10 protein-coding genes and 3 rRNA genes are annotated in these 19,042 nt (G+C 67.4%); 5 read left to right on the top strand and 8 right to left on the bottom strand.

Annotated elements, in window-relative coordinates; all coding sequences use genetic code 11:
* Positions 1-231: 231 nt before the first annotated feature.
* The 4 genes from OHT52_RS18985 to mtnA are packed head-to-tail and all read right to left on the bottom strand — an operon-like array spanning position 232 to position 5,979.
* Positions 232-2,100: an LpqB family beta-propeller domain-containing protein gene (locus OHT52_RS18985; protein ID WP_443046609.1), complete on the bottom strand. Its 1,869-nt coding sequence runs from the start codon at positions 2,098-2,100 to the stop codon at positions 232-234.
* Positions 2,090-4,138: an MtrAB system histidine kinase MtrB gene (gene mtrB / locus OHT52_RS18980; protein ID WP_328721382.1), complete on the bottom strand. Its 2,049-nt coding sequence runs from the start codon at positions 4,136-4,138 to the stop codon at positions 2,090-2,092. Before mtrB ends, OHT52_RS18985 begins: the two co-directional genes overlap by 11 nt.
* Position 4,139: 1 nt before the next feature.
* Entirely contained in the window at positions 4,140-4,829 is a 690-nt protein-coding gene (gene mtrA, locus OHT52_RS18975; protein WP_328721381.1) for a two-component system response regulator MtrA, read from the bottom strand.
* A 4-nt stretch (positions 4,830-4,833) separates the two neighbouring features.
* The gene (gene mtnA, locus OHT52_RS18970; protein ID WP_328721380.1) at positions 4,834-5,979 is read right to left on the bottom strand and encodes an S-methyl-5-thioribose-1-phosphate isomerase; all 1,146 of its coding nucleotides are present in this window, start codon (positions 5,977-5,979) and stop codon (positions 4,834-4,836) included.
* Between the two features lie 137 nt (positions 5,980-6,116).
* Here mtnA and OHT52_RS18965 point away from each other — a divergent pair, with 137 nt between their 5' ends.
* The 5 genes from OHT52_RS18965 to OHT52_RS18945 are packed head-to-tail and all read left to right on the top strand — an operon-like array spanning position 6,117 to position 11,948.
* Entirely contained in the window at positions 6,117-7,499 is a 1,383-nt protein-coding gene (locus OHT52_RS18965) for a glycerophosphoryl diester phosphodiesterase membrane domain-containing protein (protein ID WP_328721379.1), read from the top strand.
* A 4-nt stretch (positions 7,500-7,503) separates the two neighbouring features.
* The gene (locus tag OHT52_RS18960; RefSeq protein ID WP_328721378.1) at positions 7,504-8,211 is read left to right on the top strand and encodes a DUF4129 domain-containing protein; all 708 of its coding nucleotides are present in this window, start codon (positions 7,504-7,506) and stop codon (positions 8,209-8,211) included.
* The gene (locus OHT52_RS18955) at positions 8,208-9,632 is read left to right on the top strand and encodes a DUF4350 domain-containing protein (RefSeq protein ID WP_328721377.1); all 1,425 of its coding nucleotides are present in this window, start codon (positions 8,208-8,210) and stop codon (positions 9,630-9,632) included. The genes OHT52_RS18960 and OHT52_RS18955 overlap by 4 nt, the downstream gene beginning before the upstream one ends.
* Entirely contained in the window at positions 9,629-10,630 is a 1,002-nt protein-coding gene (locus OHT52_RS18950) for an AAA family ATPase (protein WP_328721376.1), read from the top strand. Before OHT52_RS18955 ends, OHT52_RS18950 begins: the two co-directional genes overlap by 4 nt.
* Positions 10,631-10,640: 10 nt before the next feature.
* Positions 10,641-11,948 (top strand): DUF58 domain-containing protein, encoded by a 1,308-nt coding sequence (locus OHT52_RS18945; protein WP_328721375.1) that lies wholly within the window; start codon positions 10,641-10,643, stop codon positions 11,946-11,948.
* Between the two features lie 145 nt (positions 11,949-12,093).
* Here the strand turns inward: OHT52_RS18945 and rrf are convergent.
* The 4 genes from rrf to OHT52_RS18925 all read right to left on the bottom strand — a co-directional run bounded on the left by rrf (position 12,094) and on the right by OHT52_RS18925 (position 18,951).
* Positions 12,094-12,210 (bottom strand): 5S ribosomal RNA (gene rrf / locus OHT52_RS18940).
* Between the two features lie 76 nt (positions 12,211-12,286).
* Positions 12,287-15,411 (bottom strand): 23S ribosomal RNA (locus tag OHT52_RS18935).
* Positions 15,412-15,709: 298 nt separating this feature from the next.
* A 16S ribosomal RNA gene (locus OHT52_RS18930) occupies positions 15,710-17,234 on the bottom strand.
* The 16S, 23S and 5S rRNA genes sit together here, the layout of an rRNA operon.
* A 709-nt stretch (positions 17,235-17,943) precedes the next feature.
* Complete coding sequence (locus OHT52_RS18925) at positions 17,944-18,951, bottom strand: stage II sporulation protein M (protein WP_328721374.1); 1,008 nt, start codon at positions 18,949-18,951, stop codon at positions 17,944-17,946.
* Positions 18,952-19,042 lie beyond the last annotated feature (91 nt).

Below are 19,042 nucleotides of genomic sequence, written 5' to 3'. Positions count from 1 at the left end.
CGCACCACCCTGCCCGGCCGCCCCGCGACAGCGCCACCCCTGTGGACAACGCCGCGAGGCCGCACGGACCGGCCGGACGAGCACGGGCGCGACGGACTACGGCGACGGACGAAGCACGGACGCGGCGGACTGCGGCGACGGACGAAGCACGGACGCGACGGACTACGGCGACGGACGGACGCGGCGGACTGCGGCGACGGACGAGCGCGGGCCGCGGGCCCGGGGCCGGGCTCAGCCCGGGTAGACCAGCGAGGTGCCCTTCTTCAGCACGGTCTGCCAGTTGTCGCCGGGCGACAACTTCACGATGCCGTCGCTCATGGTGTCCGCCATCAGCGGCAGGAGTTCGTCGTCGGCCGCGGCGATCGACTCCACCTGGTTGACGCCGGGCAGCACCTCGGAGGACGACGTGGACCCGTCCGCCTGCACGTAGCGCACCTGCTGGACCCCGCCCTCCTCCTTGCCGACGACGACCAGCCGGCCTCGTCCTGACCAGGAGACCGCGGTGACGTCGGTCAGCTGCGGAGCGGCCTGGCGCAGGTCCTGCACGGAGACCTCCTGCGCCTCGCCGGAACCGGCCCTCTCGACCCGGCCGATCTTCAGCGTCCGGTGGCCTTCCTCGCCCACGAGCAGCGCGATCCGCACGCCGTCCGCCGACATCCGGAGCGCCTCGATCCGCTCACCGCCGAGGCCCGGGACCGCGACCTCCAGAGGAGTGCCCTCGCCTCCGGCCAGTCTGAGCAGCCGGGGGTCGTCCGGGTCGCGGTCGGCGACCCAGAGATCGCCCCGCCCGTCCCAGCTCGGCGCCGACAGACGGTCCCCGGCGGACGCCGCACGGCTGACGACCGGGGCTTCCGCGGGCAGCTCGCTCTTCTCGACGATCGACGCCACGTACAACCGTGACCGGTCCTCCGTCACCCCGGCCGCCTTCTCCTCGTCGCGGGAGACACCGACGGCGCTCATCCGCGGGGTGCCGTCGCCGAACGGTCCGATCACCGGCACGGGGTCGCCGGCGCCCTTGGTAGGGCCGGGAATCCGCTGCACCTTTCCGTCGTCGACGAAGTACTGGCCGACTGGGGCGCCGGAGCCGCGGTCGGCGGCGAACTCGGACGCCTCCTCGGCGCCCAGCGAGCAGAGCACCTTCTGTCCGCTCTCCAGCTCCACCCGCTCGACGCGGGCGGACGTCAGGTCCCGCAGGGTGAAGAGCACCTGGGCGGCCATTTTCCGGCAGGCGGCCCGGCCGGTGCCGGCGGCCTTCTTGTTGAGCGGCACCTTGAGGACGTTCTGGTCGTCGGGCGCCAGCGAGGTGACGCCCTTCTGCAGCGACGTACCCGCGGGGAAGCTGGAATCGACCACGGGCCGCAGCCAGTCGGTCGGCCCGTCGAGGAGGGTCCGCACCGTCTGCGTGGTGGCGTCCATCCGCGTCACGGGGTCGGTCCGGTTGCGTACGTAGACGGGGTCGGCGACCAGCGCGGCGGGACCGTCCGACGTACCGGCCGCGAAGTAGTAGGTGTTGACGGAACGGTAGAGCCGCTTGAAGTCGGACTGCCCGAGCACCAGGCCGTCCGGCACCGAGCTGATCCGCCACTCCTGCTTGCCGTCCGCGCTCTTCTCGCGCACCAGGTGCAGGCTCTGCACGTAGTCGGCGGGCGCGATCGGCTGGTACGAGCTCTGCGCGTCGACCTCCGCCACCTTCTGGCCGCTGAGGGTGTACGTGGTGTCCGTCGCGTCGGGCTCCGGGCCCCGGAGGGTGGGAGCGTTCCGGTTCGGCGCCTTGGCGAGCACGGTGGTGCCGGCGGCCGGGCGCCAGGTGCGGGCCGCGTCCTGGGTCAGATAGGTGCGGGTCGTCCGGAAGGAGGGGTCGTCGCTGGTCATCGACTCCAGGAAGCCGTCGACCACTTCGCCCGGCTCCGCGCCGTCGCGCGGCGGCACCGCGTAGACCTGCACCTGAGCGTCGCCGGCCTGGGAGGCGTCGACGGACTTGACGTCCCCGACCACCGGCATGGACCCGCATCCGGCGAGCAGCAGGACGCCGAGGCCGAGTACCGCGGTCGTCCGCGCGGTTCCGCGGCGGCGGCCGTCGTGACGACGGTCAGTACCCACGTCGGGTGTCCTCCTGGTCCGGGAACCGGTCCGGGCTCCGCTCCTGGGACTGCTCGGGGATCTGCGGTGCGGGGGCGGCGGGGGCGGAACCCGGACGGGCCACCACCCGCGCGCCGCTGCCGGGCAGCGCCGCGGGGTGGACCGAGGCGGGTGCCTGCCGTGAAGGGCCGGGCCCGGCGGGCACGGAGAGCGTGGCACGGTCGGAGGAGCTGGGCTGGTGGGGCACGGCCATCACCCGGTGCCGGCCGTCGACGTCGGAGCCGGCGTCCACCGCACCGGAACGCCGGCGGTCCGCGACGTTGCGCCGCGAGTCCTCGGGCTCCAGGGGTATCGGGGACCCACGCAGCGGCTCGTCCGCCGTACGGGGAAGGGTGAGCCGGAACTGGGAGCCGCCGCCCGGCTCGCCCCACGCCTGGAGCCAGCCGCCGTGCAGCCGGGCGTCCTCGACGGCGATGGACAGTCCGAGACCGGTGCCCCCGGTCGTGCGGGCGCGGGCCGGGTCGGCCCGCCAGAACCGGTTGAAGACGCGCGTCGCCTCGCCGGGCTTCAGCCCGACGCCGTAGTCGCGCACCGCGACGGCGACGGCACCCTGGGCAGCGCCCATCCGCACGACGACGTCCCGGCCCTCACCGTGCTCGACGGCGTTGACCACGAGGTTGCGCAGGACGCGCTCGACCCGCCGGGGGTCCGCCTCGGCCACGACCGGCTGTTCGTCGCCGACCACCCGGATGCGGGTGCCCTTCCGCTCCGCCAGGGGTTCGGCGCCTCCGATCACCCGGCGGACGACGGAGCGCAGATCGATCGGCTCGGCGTCCAGCGCCGCCGCCCCCGCGTCGAACCGGCTGATCTCCAGCAGGTCGGACAGGAGGGACTCGAACCGGTCGAGCTGATCGCCGAGCAGTTCGGCGGCACGGCCGGTGATCGGGTCGAAGTCCACCCGCGCCTCGTGGATGACGTCGGCCGCCATGCGCACGGTGGTGAGCGGGGTGCGCAGCTCGTGCGAGACGTCCGAGACGAAACGGCGCTGCATCCGGGACAGCTCCTCCAGCTGCTGGATCTTCAGCTGGAGGTTCTGGGCCATCTTGTTGAAGGCCTCACCGAGCCGGGCGATGTCGTCCTCGCCGGTGACCTTCATCCGCTCCTGGAGCCGCCCGGCCGAAAGCCGCTCGGCGATTCCGGCCGCCATCCGTACGGGCGTGACGACCTGGCGCACCACGAACCAGGCGATGGCGCAGAGCAGGACCACGACGAAGAGCCCGGCGGTGGCCAGCGTCGTCTTGACCAGCGCCAGGGACTTCTCCTCCTGCGTGAGCGGGAAGAGGTAGTACAGCTCGTAGGGGTTGTGGTCGATGTCGTAGAGCCGCTTGCCCACGACGAGGCCGGGCTGCGACTCCTTGCCGTACGAGTAACGGATCAGGGAGTACGTCTGGAACGCCCCCGGTCCCTTGTCGACCGCCTCGCGCAGCCGGTCCGGGACGCTCGACGCCTCCACGCTGCCCGACCCGCGGGGCGCCCGGCTGGCGGTGCCGCGGCTCACGGAGTCCGGGCTGAGCGCCACCACGTTGAAGGCGTTGGCGCCGCCGCTGGCCAGTTGGTCGACGAGGTCGGTCCGCCAGGAGGTGTTGGCCGACATGCCGTCGGTGCCGTCCTCGCGGCCGGGTGTGAGGGGCTCGTTGGCCTTCGCCTGGGCCGCGGCGAACCCGCCGGCGGCCTGGGTCTGGGCGGCCTTGCCCTTGGCGTCGAGCAGGCCGTTGCGCACCTGCCCGATGACGACGAAGCCGAGCAGGAGCACGACGCCGAGCGACATCAGCAGAGTGCCCGCGACGACCCGCAGCTGGAGATTGCGGCGCCACACCCGCAGGGCGGGCAGCAGCGGTCGCCGCGACCAGCGCAGCAGAAGACGCGGGAACGGCCCTCCGGGTGTCCGGTCGGTGAGCGACCGGACACCCCGGGAGAGACGGGAACGCCCTGGTCCGGCAGCCCGCTCCTCGGGGGCTCCGGGCTCCCCGGGGCCAGGAGCGGTGCTGCCTCGGGTCATGTCAGCTCGGTCCGGCCTTGTAGCCGACGCCACGCACGGTGACGACGATCTCGGGCCGCTCGGGGTCCCTCTCGACCTTGGAACGGAGTCGCTGGACGTGCACGTTCACCAGACGGGTGTCCGCGGCGTGCCGGTAACCCCACACCTGCTCCAGCAGGACCTCACGGGTGAAGACCTGCCACGGCTTACGCGCGAGCGCGACCAGCAGGTCGAACTCGAGCGGGGTCAGGGCGATGGACTGCCCTTCCCGTTTGACGGAGTGCCCGGCGACGTCGATGACCAGGTCACCGATGGTCAGCTGCTCGGGCGCCGGCTCCTCCGACCTCCGCAGACGTGCCCTGATCCTGGCCACCAGCTCCTTGGGCTTGAACGGCTTCACGATGTAGTCGTCGGCCCCGGACTCCAGGCCCACCACCACGTCGACGGTGTCACTCTTCGCGGTGAGCATCACGATCGGCACGCCCGACTCGGCCCTGATGAGCCTGCAGACCTCGATGCCGTCCCTTCCGGGCAGCATGAGGTCGAGCAGCACCAGGTCCGGCTTGGCCTCCCGAAAGGCAGCAAGTGCCTTGTCGCCGTCCGCTACGAACGACGGTTCAAAACCTTCTCCACGCAACACGATGCCGAGCATCTCGGCCAGTGCGGTGTCGTCGTCGACGACAAGGACGCGTCCCTTCATAATCGACATCATCCCATTAGCTAATCGTTATCTGCGATGACCTGGCACACAGCTCGGCCAGTCCGGCCCTCGTGACCGGCGAAATGACGCCCTCCCCCGTGACGATCGCCGTGATCAGTTCCGGCGGCGTGATGTCGAACGCGGGGTTGTACACCGGGGTTCCCAGGGGGGCAACTACCAGTCCGCCCCCCTTTCCCCCGTGCGGCGCGGGGGACGACGATGTGAACTCCGTCACCTCGCGGCCGGAACGCCGCTCGACGACGATCGACGCCCCGTCCGGAGTGCCCGGATCCACCGTCGTGGCCGGCGCCACCACGACGAACGGTACGTGGTGGTACTTCGCGAGCACCGCCAGCGGATAGCTCCCCACCTTGTTCGCCACGGAACCGTCCGCCGCGATGCGGTCCGCGCCGATCAGTACCGCGTCCACCTGCCCCGCCGCGAAGAGCGACCCAGCCGCGTTGTCCGTGAGCAGCTGGTACGCCATTCCGTGCCGGGCTGCCTCGTAGGCGGTGAGCCGGGAACCCTGGAGCAGCGGACGCGTCTCGTCCACCCACAGCCTCCGCAACCGCCCCTGCCGATGCGCGGCGAGCGCGACGGCGAACGCCGTGCCCTCGCCACCGGAGACCAGAGCGCCCGTGTTGCAGTGGGTCAGCAGGCGGTGGCCTCCGGCCGGCAGCAGCTCGTCCAGCAGCGACAGGCCGTGCCGGGCCATACGGGCGGACGCCTCGGCGTCCTCGCGGTGCAGGGCCCGCGCCTCGCCCAGCGCCGCGGCGGCGGCCCGCTCCGGCCCCGCCCCGCCGGCGAGCGCCGCCGCGTGGGCGCGGGCCGCGCGCCGGACCCCGTACGCGAGGTTCACCGCGGTGGGCCGCGCCGTGGCCAGCAGTTCCGCGGCCTCGTCCACGTCGTATCCCCGGGCCGCCGCGAGGGCCACGCCGTAGGCACCGGCGATGCCCAGCAACGGTGCCCCGCGCACCGCCAGCGTCTGGATCGCCCTCACCAGCGCGGGAGCGTCGGTGCACACCAGCTCGACCTCCTCGGCGGGAAGCCGGGTCTGGTCGAGCAGCACCAGGACGGGGCCCTCGGGGGGCTCGTCCCAGCGGAGTACGGGAAGCGCGGAGGGCTCGCTGCCCACCGGCGATTGCGCGTCCTGTTCAGCCATCCGCCCAGTCTGCCCGCTGGGAGGGCCACATATGAAGGTGCCAACCAGAAGCACCTCGAACGCACTTCTGTCCCGCGTGGCACGATGGCTGCCAACCTGCCGCCCCGATGCGCGGTCAGGACGGTGAAGGAGCCAGAATGAACGACTCTCCGGGCTGGGCCCCGCCCGGATCCGCCCCCTCCGACGAACGGGGCGCGGGCGTACCCCGTCCTTCCGGACCGGTGGACTCCGAACCGCCTGCCGCCTCGCGGCCCGCAGAGGGAAACCCTGCCGACACGAACGCCGCCGGCGCGAACCCTGCCGAAGCGAACCCCGCCGACACGAAGTCCGCCGACGCGAACGACGCGAACGGGAACGTCGCGGCGGGCCAGTGGTCTCCCACCCAGCCGCCGCCCGGCCAGTGGTCCGCCCCGGCTTCGTCCGCACCCGGGCCGGGAGCACCACCGCCGCCCGCACCGGGCTGGGGAGGCAACCCGAACCCCGGCGGCCACCCGGGCTGGGGCAACCAGCCCCCACAGGGCTGGGTCGGCCCCCAGGGCTGGGGCCGCACTCCGACGGCACCGAAGCCGGGTGTCGTCCCGCTCCGTCCGCTGAGTGTCGGTGAGGTGCTCGACGGGTCGGTCTCGGCCATGCGCGCCCACTGGCGCACCGCGCTGGGAATCAGCCTGGTGGTCGCCGTCTTCGTGCAGGTCGTCTCCCTCCTGATCGAGCGTTTCCTGCTCCCCGAACCGATCACGATCGACCAGAACGCCTCGGACAGCGAGATCCTGCGCCAGTCCATCGACGCGATGCGGTCCCTGCTCGTCTCGACCGCGCCGAGCGCCGTTCTCGGCATGGCCGCCGTCCTCTTCACCGCGTCGGTGCTCAGCGTCGTGGTCAGCCGCTCCGTACTCGGACGCACCGTCACACCGGCCGACGTCCGGGCGGAAGCCCGTCCCCGAGTCCTGGGAGTGGTGGGACTGGCGCTGCTGCTCGCGGTGGCGATCGTGGCGATCATGGCGGTGGGTCTGGCGCCGGGACTGCTCGTCGGCTCCGCGGCCGGTGCCGGTCTCATCGTGCTCGGATTCCCCGTCGCCTCCGTGGTGGCGCTCTGGCTGATGACTCTTTTCTGTCTTTCGGCCCCCGCCCTGGTGCTGGAACGTCAGTCGGTGGGCCAGGCCCTGCGCCGGTCGGCGAAGCTGGTCCGGGGAGCCTGGTGGCGGATCTTCGGCATCCTGGCGCTGACCTGCCTGTGCGTCGCCATCGTGTCCGTGATCATCGGTATCCCCTTCGCCCTGATCGGTCTCTCCGTCGACGGCGGCGTCTCCAACGGGCTCTTCAGCGCCGACCCGACCCCGACCGGCTGGCCCTTCCTCCTCGTGTCGAGCCTCGGAGGCGTGCTCATCTCGATGCTGACGTACCCCTTCGTCTCCGGTGTGATCTCCCTGCTCTACATCGACCAGCGCATCCGGCGCGAAGCTCTCGACCTGGAACTCGGCCGGGCGGCCGGGCTCCCGGGGTACGCGTCCAACGGAGGCTGACGGCATGAGCGGGGCGGGGGGCACCATCACGTCAGGCCCACAGCTGTGGGCCGGTCCGAGACGCGCGGACATACCCGTGGACACGCCACGGGTTCCCGCGAGGGAGGCGGCGGAGACAGAACTGTCCAAGGGGATGTACCACGAAGGCGACCCCGGCCTGCTGGAACAGGCTTTCGACTCCTGTTGGAACTGGGTCCGCGGGCTCTTCGACACGGTCTCCGGCGTCGTGCCCGGGGGGCCGTTGGGCGTCATCGTGCTGGTGCTCCTGGCCTCCGGCCTGGTGGTCGCCCTCTGGTGGCGGCTGGGCACACCGCCGCGGCCGGCCGTCTCGGCGAAACCTCTTTTCCGGGAGAGCGGTCCGCGCGGCGCGGCCGCGCACCGCGCCGCTGCCGAGACCCACGCAGCCGCTCTCCGCTGGACCGAGGCGGTCCAGGAACGCACCCGCGCGATCGTCCGCTCCCTGGAGGAACGCGCGCTGCTCGCTCCCCGCCCCGGCCACACGGCCGACGAGGCCGCCGCGGAGGCCGGACGCCGCCTGCCGGACCACGCGGCCCGTCTGCGCGCGGCGGCCCACACGTTCGACGCCCTCACGTACGGCGGCCGTACGGCCGACGAGAGCGCGTACCTCACCGTGCGCACACTCGACGACGACATCGAAGCGACGCGGCCGGCGGCCGCTGGTACCGCCGTCACGACGGGAGCCGCCGGATGACCGGTCCCACGAAGGCCGCCTCCCCCGCCGCGGGCGGGGAAACCGTCTCCGCCTCCCAGGACACCCGTGCCGCCTCCGGCTCGGCGGGTACGGACGGCGCGTCCGCTCCCACGTCCCTGGCCGCGACCCCTGCGCAGCTCTGGAAGCGCGCCCGCGGCTTCCTGGTGGTCCTGCTCGTCCTGATCGTCGGGGGTATCACCATCGCCGCCCTGCGGTCCGGCTCCCACCACGGGATGCTCGACCCCCGGTCGGCCGATCCGGAAGGCAGCAGGGCCGTGGCGGAGCTCCTCCGGCAACGCGGCGTCAGCGTCGACGTGGTCACCACGCTCGACGACGCCGTCTCCGCGGCCGGCCCCGACAGCACGCTCCTGGTCGCCGGACCGGACCTGCTCACCGAGTTCCAGCAGGAGCGCCTGTGGGAGGCCACCTCCGGCTCCGGGGGCCGTACCGTCCTGATCGCCCCGGGATCCCCGTCCGTGCCCGCGCTCGCCCCGGGTGTGCGTGTGGGAACCGCCGTCGAGGTGGCAGCACGCACCCCGGCTTGTCCGTTGCCGGCCGCGCGCCGGGCGGGCACGGCCGACCTGGGCGGGGCCACCTACGAAGCAGAGGGCCCCGGAGCCACCGGCTGCTACCCGGCCCACGGCCTCACCCCGCTCCTCGTCGTCCCGCGGCACGACGGCGAGACGGTCCTGCTCGGCTCCCCCGACATCCTGTTCAACCGGCGCCTCGCCCATGAGGGCAACGCCTCGCTCGCCCTGCAACTCCTCGGCTCCCGTACTCATCTCGTCTGGTACCTCCCTTCTCTCGCCGACCCCTCCGCCTCGGAGAACGGTCGGGACACGGATGACGGTGGTGACACCGGCCAGGACCGCCCGACCGATGACGAAGGGGAGGGGCACCGCACCGCTGGCGACCCGGGTCAGAATCAGCGGACCGATGGTGGCTCCCACCGGGACCACGAGACCGGCGGGGACTCCGGTGGGGAGGACCAGGACGGCTTCTTCGGTCTGGTCCCGCCCGGCTGGTTGTGGGGCACGCTCCAACTCGCCGTCGCCGCTCTGCTCGCGGCCGCTTGGCGCGGCCGCAGATTCGGTCCGCTGGTGACCGAGAAGCTGCCGGTCGCCGTCCACGCCTCCGAGGCGACGGAGGGCCATGCCCGCCTCTACCGGAGGGCCGGCGCCCGCGACCGTGCCGCCGCCCTGCTCCGCGAGTCGGCCCGCACCCGCCTCGCTCCACTCGTGGGAATCTCCCCCCGCGACGCGCACTCCCCGGACGTGCTCGTCCCCGCACTCTCCGCCCGGCTTCCCGCCGGCGGCGCACTCGATGCCCTGCTCTTCGGCCCGACTCCGGACGACGACACCGCACTTGTACGCCTGGCCGACCAACTCGACGCCCTCGAAAGAGAGGTACGCACGTCATGAGCGCCCCGACCCCGGCGATATCAGGGACCTTCGCGGCCCCTACGAACTCCGACGCCGCCCGCGCATCACTCGAAGCCCTGCGCTCCGAGATCGCCAAGGCCGTGGTCGGTCAGGACCCGGCCGTCACCGGACTCGTCGTCGCTCTGCTCTGCCGGGGACACGTCCTCCTCGAGGGCGTCCCCGGTGTGGCCAAGACCTTGCTGGTCCGAGCCTTGGCCGCTTCCCTCGAACTTGAGACCAAGCGCGTCCAGTTCACCCCCGACCTGATGCCCAGCGACGTCACCGGGTCGCTCGTCTACGACGCCCGCACCGCCGAGTTCTCCTTCCAGGCGGGGCCGGTCTTCACCAATCTGCTGATCGCCGACGAGATCAACCGCACGCCCCCGAAGACCCAGTCCTCCCTCCTGGAGGCCATGGAGGAGCGTCAGGTCAGCGTCGACGGAACCCCTCGCCCGCTCCCCGACCCCTTCCTCGTCGTCGCGACCCAGAACCCGGTGGAGTACGAGGGCACCTACCCTCTCCCCGAGGCCCAACTGGACCGCTTCCTTCTCAAGCTGACGGTGCCTCTCCCCACCCGGGAGGAAGAGATCAACGTCCTCACCCGTCACGCCGAGGGTTTCAACCCGCGTGACCTGAAGGCGGCTGGCATTTCTCCCGTCGCAGGTCCGGCCGACCTGGAGGCCGCCCGCGACGCGGTCGCCCTGACTTCGATCTCCCCCGAGGTCGCCGGTTATGTCGTCGACCTCTGCCGCGCCACCCGTGAGTCCCCCTCACTCGCTCTCGGTGTCTCCCCCCGTGGCGCCACCGCGCTGTTGTCCGCCGCCCGTGCGTGGGCCTGGCTCACCGGCAGGGACTACGTCATCCCCGACGACGTGAAAGCCCTCGCCCTGCCCGCCCTCCGTCACCGCATCCAGCTCCGCCCCGAAGCCGAGATGGAGGGCGTCACTCCGGACGCCGTCATCACCTCGGTCCTCGCTTTCGTGCCCGTCCCCCGATGAGGCGGTGACCATGCCCCTCACCGGAAGAGCCGCGCTGCTGGCCGCTGTGGGGTCACTGCCTGTAGGCGTCCTGGCCCCCAGCTGGGCCGGGATGCTCGCGGTCAATGCCCCCCTCTCGCTAGCCATTCTGTGCGACTACGCCCTGGCAGCGCCAGTGCGAAGCCTGCGCTTCACCCGATCTGGTGATACATCAGTTCGACTTGGTGACAGCGCTTCGGTGCAACTCACCGTGACCAACAGTTCGCGTCGCCGTCTGCGCGCCGAACTCCGCGACGCCTGGTCCCCGAGCAGTGGAGCCTCGGCCGCGGAGACCGGCTCATCCCGGCAATCGGTCTCCGTCGCCGCCGGCGAGGCCCGGCGGCTCACCATGCTGCTCCGGCCGACCCGGCGAGGGGATCGTGTCCCCGATCGAGTGACGGTCAGGTCGTCGGGCCCACTGGGGCTCGTGTCGCGCCAGGGCTACCACCGGGTCCCGTGGAACGTGCGGGTCTTTCCGCCGTTCTCCAGCCGTAAGCACCTGCCCTCCCGTCTCGCGCGCCTCCGCGACCTCGACGGGCGCACGAGCACGCTGAGCCGCGGCCAGGGGACCGAGTTCGACAGTCTCCGTCCGTACGTGCCGGGTGACGACACCCGGTCCATCGACTGGCGGGCCACGGCTCGGCAGACCGCGGTGGCCGTACGGACCTGGCGCCCCGAACGCGACCGGCACATTCTGATCGTCCTCGACACCGGCCGCACTTCGGCCGGCCGGGTCGGTGACGTGCCTCGGCTCGACGCCGCGATGGACGCCGCTCTCCTGCTCACCGCGCTGGCCGGACGGGCGGGGGACCAGGTGAATCTCCTCGCCTACGACCGGCGGGTACGGGCTCAGGTCCGCACCACCGGCACAGGGGCGCTGGCGAAGGTGGTCGACGCCATGGCGACGCTGGAACCCGAGCTGGTGGAGACTGACCCTCGTGGGATGAGCACCGCCGCTCTGGCCGCCGCTCCGAAGCGGTCCCTGATCGTGGTGCTGACGACACTGGACGGGGCTCCGACGGAGGAGGGCCTGCTGACCGTCCTTCCGCAGCTCACCAGGCGCCACACCGTGATCGTGGCGGCCGTGTCGGATCCCCGGGTCGAGGAGATGGCACACCGCAGAGGTTCTGCGGAAGCTGTCTACGAGGCCGCGGCCGGCATCCGCACCCAGGCCCAGCGCCTGCTCGTCTCGGAACGGCTCCAGCGCCACGGCGCCGTCGTGGTGGACGCGCTGCCGGAGAGCCTGGCGCCGGCGCTGGCCGACGCCTACCTCGCACTGAAAGCAGCCGGTCGGCTCTGACGCGATGGGCCCTGTTCTTCGTTCCCTCTCCCGGCGACCTACGGGAGAGGGAACAGGAACAGGGCGAACACCCTACGTCCATGAAATTGCCCCCGAACGCAGAAAACCCCCGTGCCACAAGGCACGGGGGTCTCCCGGAAAAATTGTTCGGCGGCGTCCTACTCTCCCACAGGGTCCCCCCTGCAGTACCATCGGCGCTGAAAGGCTTAGCTTCCGGGTTCGAAATGTAACCGGGCGTTTCCCTAACGCAATGACCACCGAAACACTATGAAATTAACCAACCGGATGAAAACACGGCGGTTGTTATTTCAGAACCAACACAGTGGACGCGAGCAACTGAGGACAAGCCCTCGGCCTATTAGTACCAGTCAGCTCCACCCGTTACCGGGCTTCCACATCTGGCCTATCAACCCAGTCGTCTACTGGGAGCCTTAACCCCTCAAAGGGGGTGGGAATACTCATCTCGAAGCAGGCTTCCCGCTTAGATGCTTTCAGCGGTTATCCTTTCCGAACGTAGCCAACCAGCCATGCCCTTGGCAGGACAACTGGCACACCAGAGGTTCGTCCGTCCCGGTCCTCTCGTACTAGGGACAGCCCTTCTCAATATTCCTACGCGCACAGCGGATAGGGACCGAACTGTCTCACGACGTTCTAAACCCAGCTCGCGTACCGCTTTAATGGGCGAACAGCCCAACCCTTGGGACCGACTCCAGCCCCAGGATGCGACGAGCCGACATCGAGGTGCCAAACCATCCCGTCGATATGGACTCTTGGGGAAGATCAGCCTGTTATCCCCGGGGTACCTTTTATCCGTTGAGCGACAGCGCTTCCACAAGCCACTGCCGGATCACTAGTCCCGACTTTCGTCCCTGCTCGACCCGTCGGTCTCACAGTCAAGCTCCCTTGTGCACTTACACTCAACACCTGATTGCCAACCAGGCTGAGGGAACCTTTGGGCGCCTCCGTTACTCTTTAGGAGGCAACCGCCCCAGTTAAACTACCCATCAGACACTGTCCCTGATCCGGATCACGGACCGAGGTTAGACATCCAGCACGACCAGAGTGGTATTTCAACGGCGACTCCACAACCACTGGCGTGGCCGCTTCAAAGTCTCCCACCTATCCTACACAAGCCGAACCGAACACCAATATCAAACTGTAGTAAAGGTCCCGGGGTCTTTCCGTCCTGCTGCGCGAAACGAGCATCTTTACTCGTAGTGCAATTTCACCGGGCCTATGGTTGAGACAGTCGAGAAGTCGTTACGCCATTCGTGCAGGTCGGAACTTACCCGACAAGGAATTTCGCTACCTTAGGATGGTTATAGTTACCACCGCCGTTTACTGGCGCTTAAGTTCTCAGCTTCGCCGACCCGAAAGTCAGCTAACCGGTCCCCTTAACGTTCCAGCACCGGGCAGGCGTCAGTCCGTATACATCGCCTTACGGCTTCGCACGGACCTGTGTTTTTAGTAAACAGTCGCTTCTCGCTGGTCTCTGCGGCCACCCCCAGCTCACCGAGTAAATCGGATCACCAGTGATGGCCCCCTTCTCCCGAAGTTACGGGGGCATTTTGCCGAGTTCCTTAACCATAGTTCACCCGAACGCCTCGGTATTCTCTACCTGACTACCTGAGTCGGTTTAGGGTACGGGCCGCCATGAAACTCGCTAGAGGCTTTTCTCGACAGCATAGGATCATCCACTTCGCCACAATCGGCTCGGCATCAGGTCTCAGCCTTAACGTGTGACGGATTTGCCTACCACACGGCCTACACCCTTACCCCGGGACAACCACCGCCCGGGCTGGACTACCTTCCTGCGTCACCCCATCGCTTACCTACTACAAGTCTGGTTCATCGGCTCCACCACTACCCTCAACTCCGAAGAGATCGGGCCGGCTTCACGGACTTAGCATCGCCTGATTCAGTACTGGGCGTTTCAAAGCGGGTACCGGAATATCAACCGGTTGTCCATCGACTACGCCTGTCGGCCTCGCCTTAGGTCCCGACTTACCCTGGGCAGATCAGCTTGACCCAGGAACCCTTAGTCAATCGGCGCACACGTTTCTCACGTGTGTATCGCTACTCATGCCTGCATTCTCACTCGTGAACCGTCCACAACTCGCTTCCGCGGCTGCTTCACCCGGCACACGACGCTCCCCTACCCATCCCAGCCCCCGTTGGGGGTATGTGCTGGAATGACACGACTTCGGCGGTACGCTTGAGCCCCGCTACATTGTCGGCGCGGAATCACTTGACCAGTGAGCTATTACGCACTCTTTCAAGGGTGGCTGCTTCTAAGCCAACCTCCTGGTTGTCTCTGCGACTCCACATCCTTTCCCACTTAGCGTACGCTTAGGGGCCTTAGTCGATGCTCTGGGCTGTTTCCCTCTCGACCATGGAGCTTATCCCCCACAGTCTCACTGCCGCGCTCTCACTTACCGGCATTCGGAGTTTGGCTAAGGTCAGTAACCCGTTGGGGCCCATCGCCTATCCAGTGCTCTACCTCCGGCAAGAAACACACGACGCTGCACCTAAATGCATTTCGGGGAGAACCAGCTATCACGGAGTTTGATTGGCCTTTCACCCCTAACCACAGGTCATCCCCCAGGTTTTCAACCCTGGTGGGTTCGGTCCTCCACGAAGTCTTACCTCCGCTTCAACCTGCCCATGGCTAGATCACTCCGCTTCGGGTCTAGAGCGTGCAACTCAATCGCCCTATTCGGACTCGCTTTCGCTACGGCTTCCCCACACGGGTTAACCTCGCTACACACCGCTAACTCGCAGGCTCATTCTTCAAAAGGCACGCAGTCACGACTGCATGTGCAAGCACATACAGCGACGCTCCCACGGCTTGTAGGCACACGGTTTCAGGTACTATTTCACTCCGCTCCCGCGGTACTTTTCACCATTCCCTCACGGTACTATCCGCTATCGGTCACCAGGGAATATTTAGGCTTAGCGGGTGGTCCCGCCAGATTCACACGGGATTTCTCGGGCCCCGTGCTACTTGGGTGTCTCTCAAACGAGCCGTTGATGTTTCAGCTACGGGGGTCTTACCCTCTACGCCGGACCTTTCGCATGTCCTTCGCCTACATCAACGGTTTCTGACTCGTCTCACAGCCGGCAGACTGTGAAAGAGAGATCCCACAACCCCGCATGCGCAACCCCTGCCGGGTATCACACACATACGGTTTGGCCTGATCCAGTTTCGCTCGCCACTACTCCCGGAATCACGGTTGTTTTCTCTTCCTGAGGGTACTGAGATGTTTCACTTCCCCTCGTTCCCTCCACACTGCCTATGTGTTCAGCAGCGGGTGACAGCCCATGACGACTGCCGGGTTTCCCCATTCGGAAACCCCCGGATCAAAGCTAGGTTGACAGCTCCCCGGGGACTATCGTGGCCTCCCACGTCCTTCATCGGTTCCTGGTGCCAAGGCATCCACCGTGCGCCCTTAAAAACTTGGCCACAGATGCTCGCGTCCACTGTGCAGTTCTCAAACAACAACCAGCCACCCATCACCCCGACCTCACGGCCGAGTTCACTGGGACCGGACTGAAGGCAGCCAATCGGCCGTACCCTCAGATACCCAACAACGTGCCCGACACGACCGATCCATCATTACTTTCCACGCCGAAGCAGTACTCGCAACAACCAACCAACCGTGCCGAATAGTCAACGTTCCACCCATGAGCAACCAGCACCGAACATTCGCCGGTGTACTGGCCTCTGACCAAACCGAAGCCTGGTAAGAAATGCTCCTTAGAAAGGAGGTGATCCAGCCGCACCTTCCGGTACGGCTACCTTGTTACGACTTCGTCCCAATCGCCAGTCCCACCTTCGACAGCTCCCTCCCACAAGGGGTTGGGCCACCGGCTTCGGGTGTTACCGACTTTCGTGACGTGACGGGCGGTGTGTACAAGGCCCGGGAACGTATTCACCGCAGCAATGCTGATCTGCGATTACTAGCAACTCCGACTTCATGGGGTCGAGTTGCAGACCCCAATCCGAACTGAGACCGGCTTTTTGAGATTCGCTCCGCCTCGCGGCATCGCAGCTCATTGTACCGGCCATTGTAGCACGTGTGCAGCCCAAGACATAAGGGGCATGATGACTTGACGTCGTCCCCACCTTCCTCCGAGTTGACCCCGGCAGTCTCCTGTGAGTCCCCATCACCCCGAAGGGCATGCTGGCAACACAGAACAAGGGTTGCGCTCGTTGCGGGACTTAACCCAACATCTCACGACACGAGCTGACGACAGCCATGCACCACCTGTATACCGACCACAAGGGGGCACCATCTCTGGCACTTTCCGGTATATGTCAAGCCTTGGTAAGGTTCTTCGCGTTGCGTCGAATTAAGCCACATGCTCCGCTGCTTGTGCGGGCCCCCGTCAATTCCTTTGAGTTTTAGCCTTGCGGCCGTACTCCCCAGGCGGGGAACTTAATGCGTTAGCTGCGGCACCGACGACGTGGAATGTCGCCAACACCTAGTTCCCAACGTTTACGGCGTGGACTACCAGGGTATCTAATCCTGTTCGCTCCCCACGCTTTCGCTCCTCAGCGTCAGTAATGGCCCAGAGATCCGCCTTCGCCACCGGTGTTCCTCCTGATATCTGCGCATTTCACCGCTACACCAGGAATTCCGATCTCCCCTACCACACTCTAGCTAGCCCGTATCGAATGCAGACCCGGGGTTAAGCCCCGGGCTTTCACATCCGACGTGACAAGCCGCCTACGAGCTCTTTACGCCCAATAATTCCGGACAACGCTTGCGCCCTACGTATTACCGCGGCTGCTGGCACGTAGTTAGCCGGCGCTTCTTCTGCAGGTACCGTCACTTTCGCTTCTTCCCTGCTGAAAGAGGTTTACAACCCGAAGGCCGTCATCCCTCACGCGGCGTCGCTGCATCAGGCTTTCGCCCATTGTGCAATATTCCCCACTGCTGCCTCCCGTAGGAGTCTGGGCCGTGTCTCAGTCCCAGTGTGGCCGGTCGCCCTCTCAGGCCGGCTACCCGTCGTCGCCTTGGTAGGCCATTACCCCACCAACAAGCTGATAGGCCGCGGGCTCATCCTTCACCGCCGGAGCTTTTAACCCCGTCCCATGCGGGACAGAGTGTTATCCGGTATTAGACCCCGTTTCCAGGGCTTGTCCCAGAGTGAAGGGCAGATTGCCCACGTGTTACTCACCCGTTCGCCACTAATCCACCCCGAAAGGCTTCATCGTTCGACTTGCATGTGTTAAGCACGCCGCCAGCGTTCGTCCTGAGCCAGGATCAAACTCTCCGTGAATGTTTTCCCGTAATCGGGATCACAACACGAGAGCGGAACGACCAGGTCGGAATATGACCGGTCGTTCACAGCGTCCTCGCTGTTGTTGCCCACCGGACCGTTAAGCACCGGTAGGACTTTTCAAAGGAACCACCAACCTGCCGAAGCAGGCCGGGGTATCAACATATCTGGCGTTGACTTTTGGCACGCTGTTGAGTTCTCAAGGAACGGACGCTTCCTTCGGTCCCGTTTCACCGGGGCCCTCCGGGCGCTTCCCTTCGTTCTTGCGTTTCCGACTCTATCAGACTCTTATCGGTCCGATTCCCGGTCGAAGCGGGTCAAGCGATTTCCGCTTTCCAGTTCTTCGCTTTCGCGTTTCCCTTTCCGGCGGTTCCAACCTTACCAGACTCTTTTTCGTTCCGTTTCCGGTCCGAGTTTGATTCCGGCGACCTGTTGGGGGTCTTTGCCTTTCGGCTGATTCGACTTTATCAGAGTCATTGGGGACGAATGAACGACCCGAACTCTGAAATGAGGGGAATCAAGTGGCTCCGCCGGAATGAACATTCCTTGCAAGAGCGAGATATACATTAGTCATTGAACCCCGACCTGTCCAGTCCGAGCCAACTAGTAAAATCTACCTCCCCACAAGAACCGTGTCAACCGTTTTTGTGGGCGAAGAGGAGACTAGCAGCTCGGCGAGGCTCGGCGCACATCCGTGGGGGTGTGGCGGTCACGCGGCCGTCGGCAACGAGGCACCGCGTTCGGAGACCGCGACGTCGCCGGTGTCGCCGGCCCTGACCGCGCGACCGCCCAGGACCCGCACGTAGGCCAGGAAGGCCAGCTCGGCGACGACGCCGATGGCGATCCTGGCCCAGGTGGGAAGACCGGAGGGTGTCACGAACCCTTCGATGAGTCCGGACACGAAGAGGACCAGGGCAAGGCCGATGGCCATGCCGAGGGCGGCCCGGCCCTCCTCCGCGAGCGCGTCGCGGCGGGAGCGGGGGCCGGGGTCGATGAGCGTCCAGCCGAGCTTGAGACCCGTGCCGGCCGCCACGAACACCGCGGTGAGTTCGAGGAGACCGTGCGGCAGGATCAGCCCGAGGAAGGTGTCCAGCCGGCCGGCGGACGACATCAAGCCGATGCCGGCCGCGACGTTGAGCACGTTGGTGAAGAGGATCCAGATCACCGGCAGGCAGAAGAACGCGCCGAGGACCAGGCACATGGCCGCGGCCTGGGCGTTGTTCGTCCACACCTGGGCGGCGAAGGAGGCTGCGGGGTGGCTGGAGTAGTAGGTCTCGTACTCCCCGCCCGGCCGGGTGAGTTCGCGCAGGTCGTCGGGGGCGCCCAGGGAGGCCTGGATCTCGGGGTGCGTACCGATCCACCAGCCGATGAGCACGGTGAGAAGGGTGGAGAGCACCGCCGTGGGTCCCCACCAGTGGCGGGCACGGTAGACCGCGGCGGGGAATCCGGCCGTGAGGAAGCGCGTCACGTCCCGCCACGACGCCTTGCGGGTGCCGGTCACGGTGGACCGGGCGCGGGCCACGAGCCGGGTCAGTCGGCCCTCGATGGCCGGGTCCGGCGCCTGGGAGTGGATCAGGGAGAGATGCGTGGCCGTCCTCTGATAGAGCACGACCAGCTCGTCCGCCTCGGTACCGCTGAGCCTGCGCCCCAGTTTCAGCAGCATTTCCAGGCGATCCCACTCGGCGCGATGGGCGGTGGCGAAGACATCGAGGTCCATGGTGGGTGACTGCTCCAGGCGAGGGGGCGTACGAGGTCCCGACAACGGCGACGCGCCGACGATCAGCTTGGGTCCATGGTGGGTGACTGCT

Origin of the sequence: Streptomyces sp. NBC_00247 (assembly GCF_036188265.1) — a bacterium.
Lineage (GTDB): Bacteria > Actinomycetota > Actinomycetes > Streptomycetales > Streptomycetaceae > Streptomyces.
Note: the sequence above shows the minus strand (reverse complement) of the source record. Positions and strands in the feature narration are given on the sequence as shown.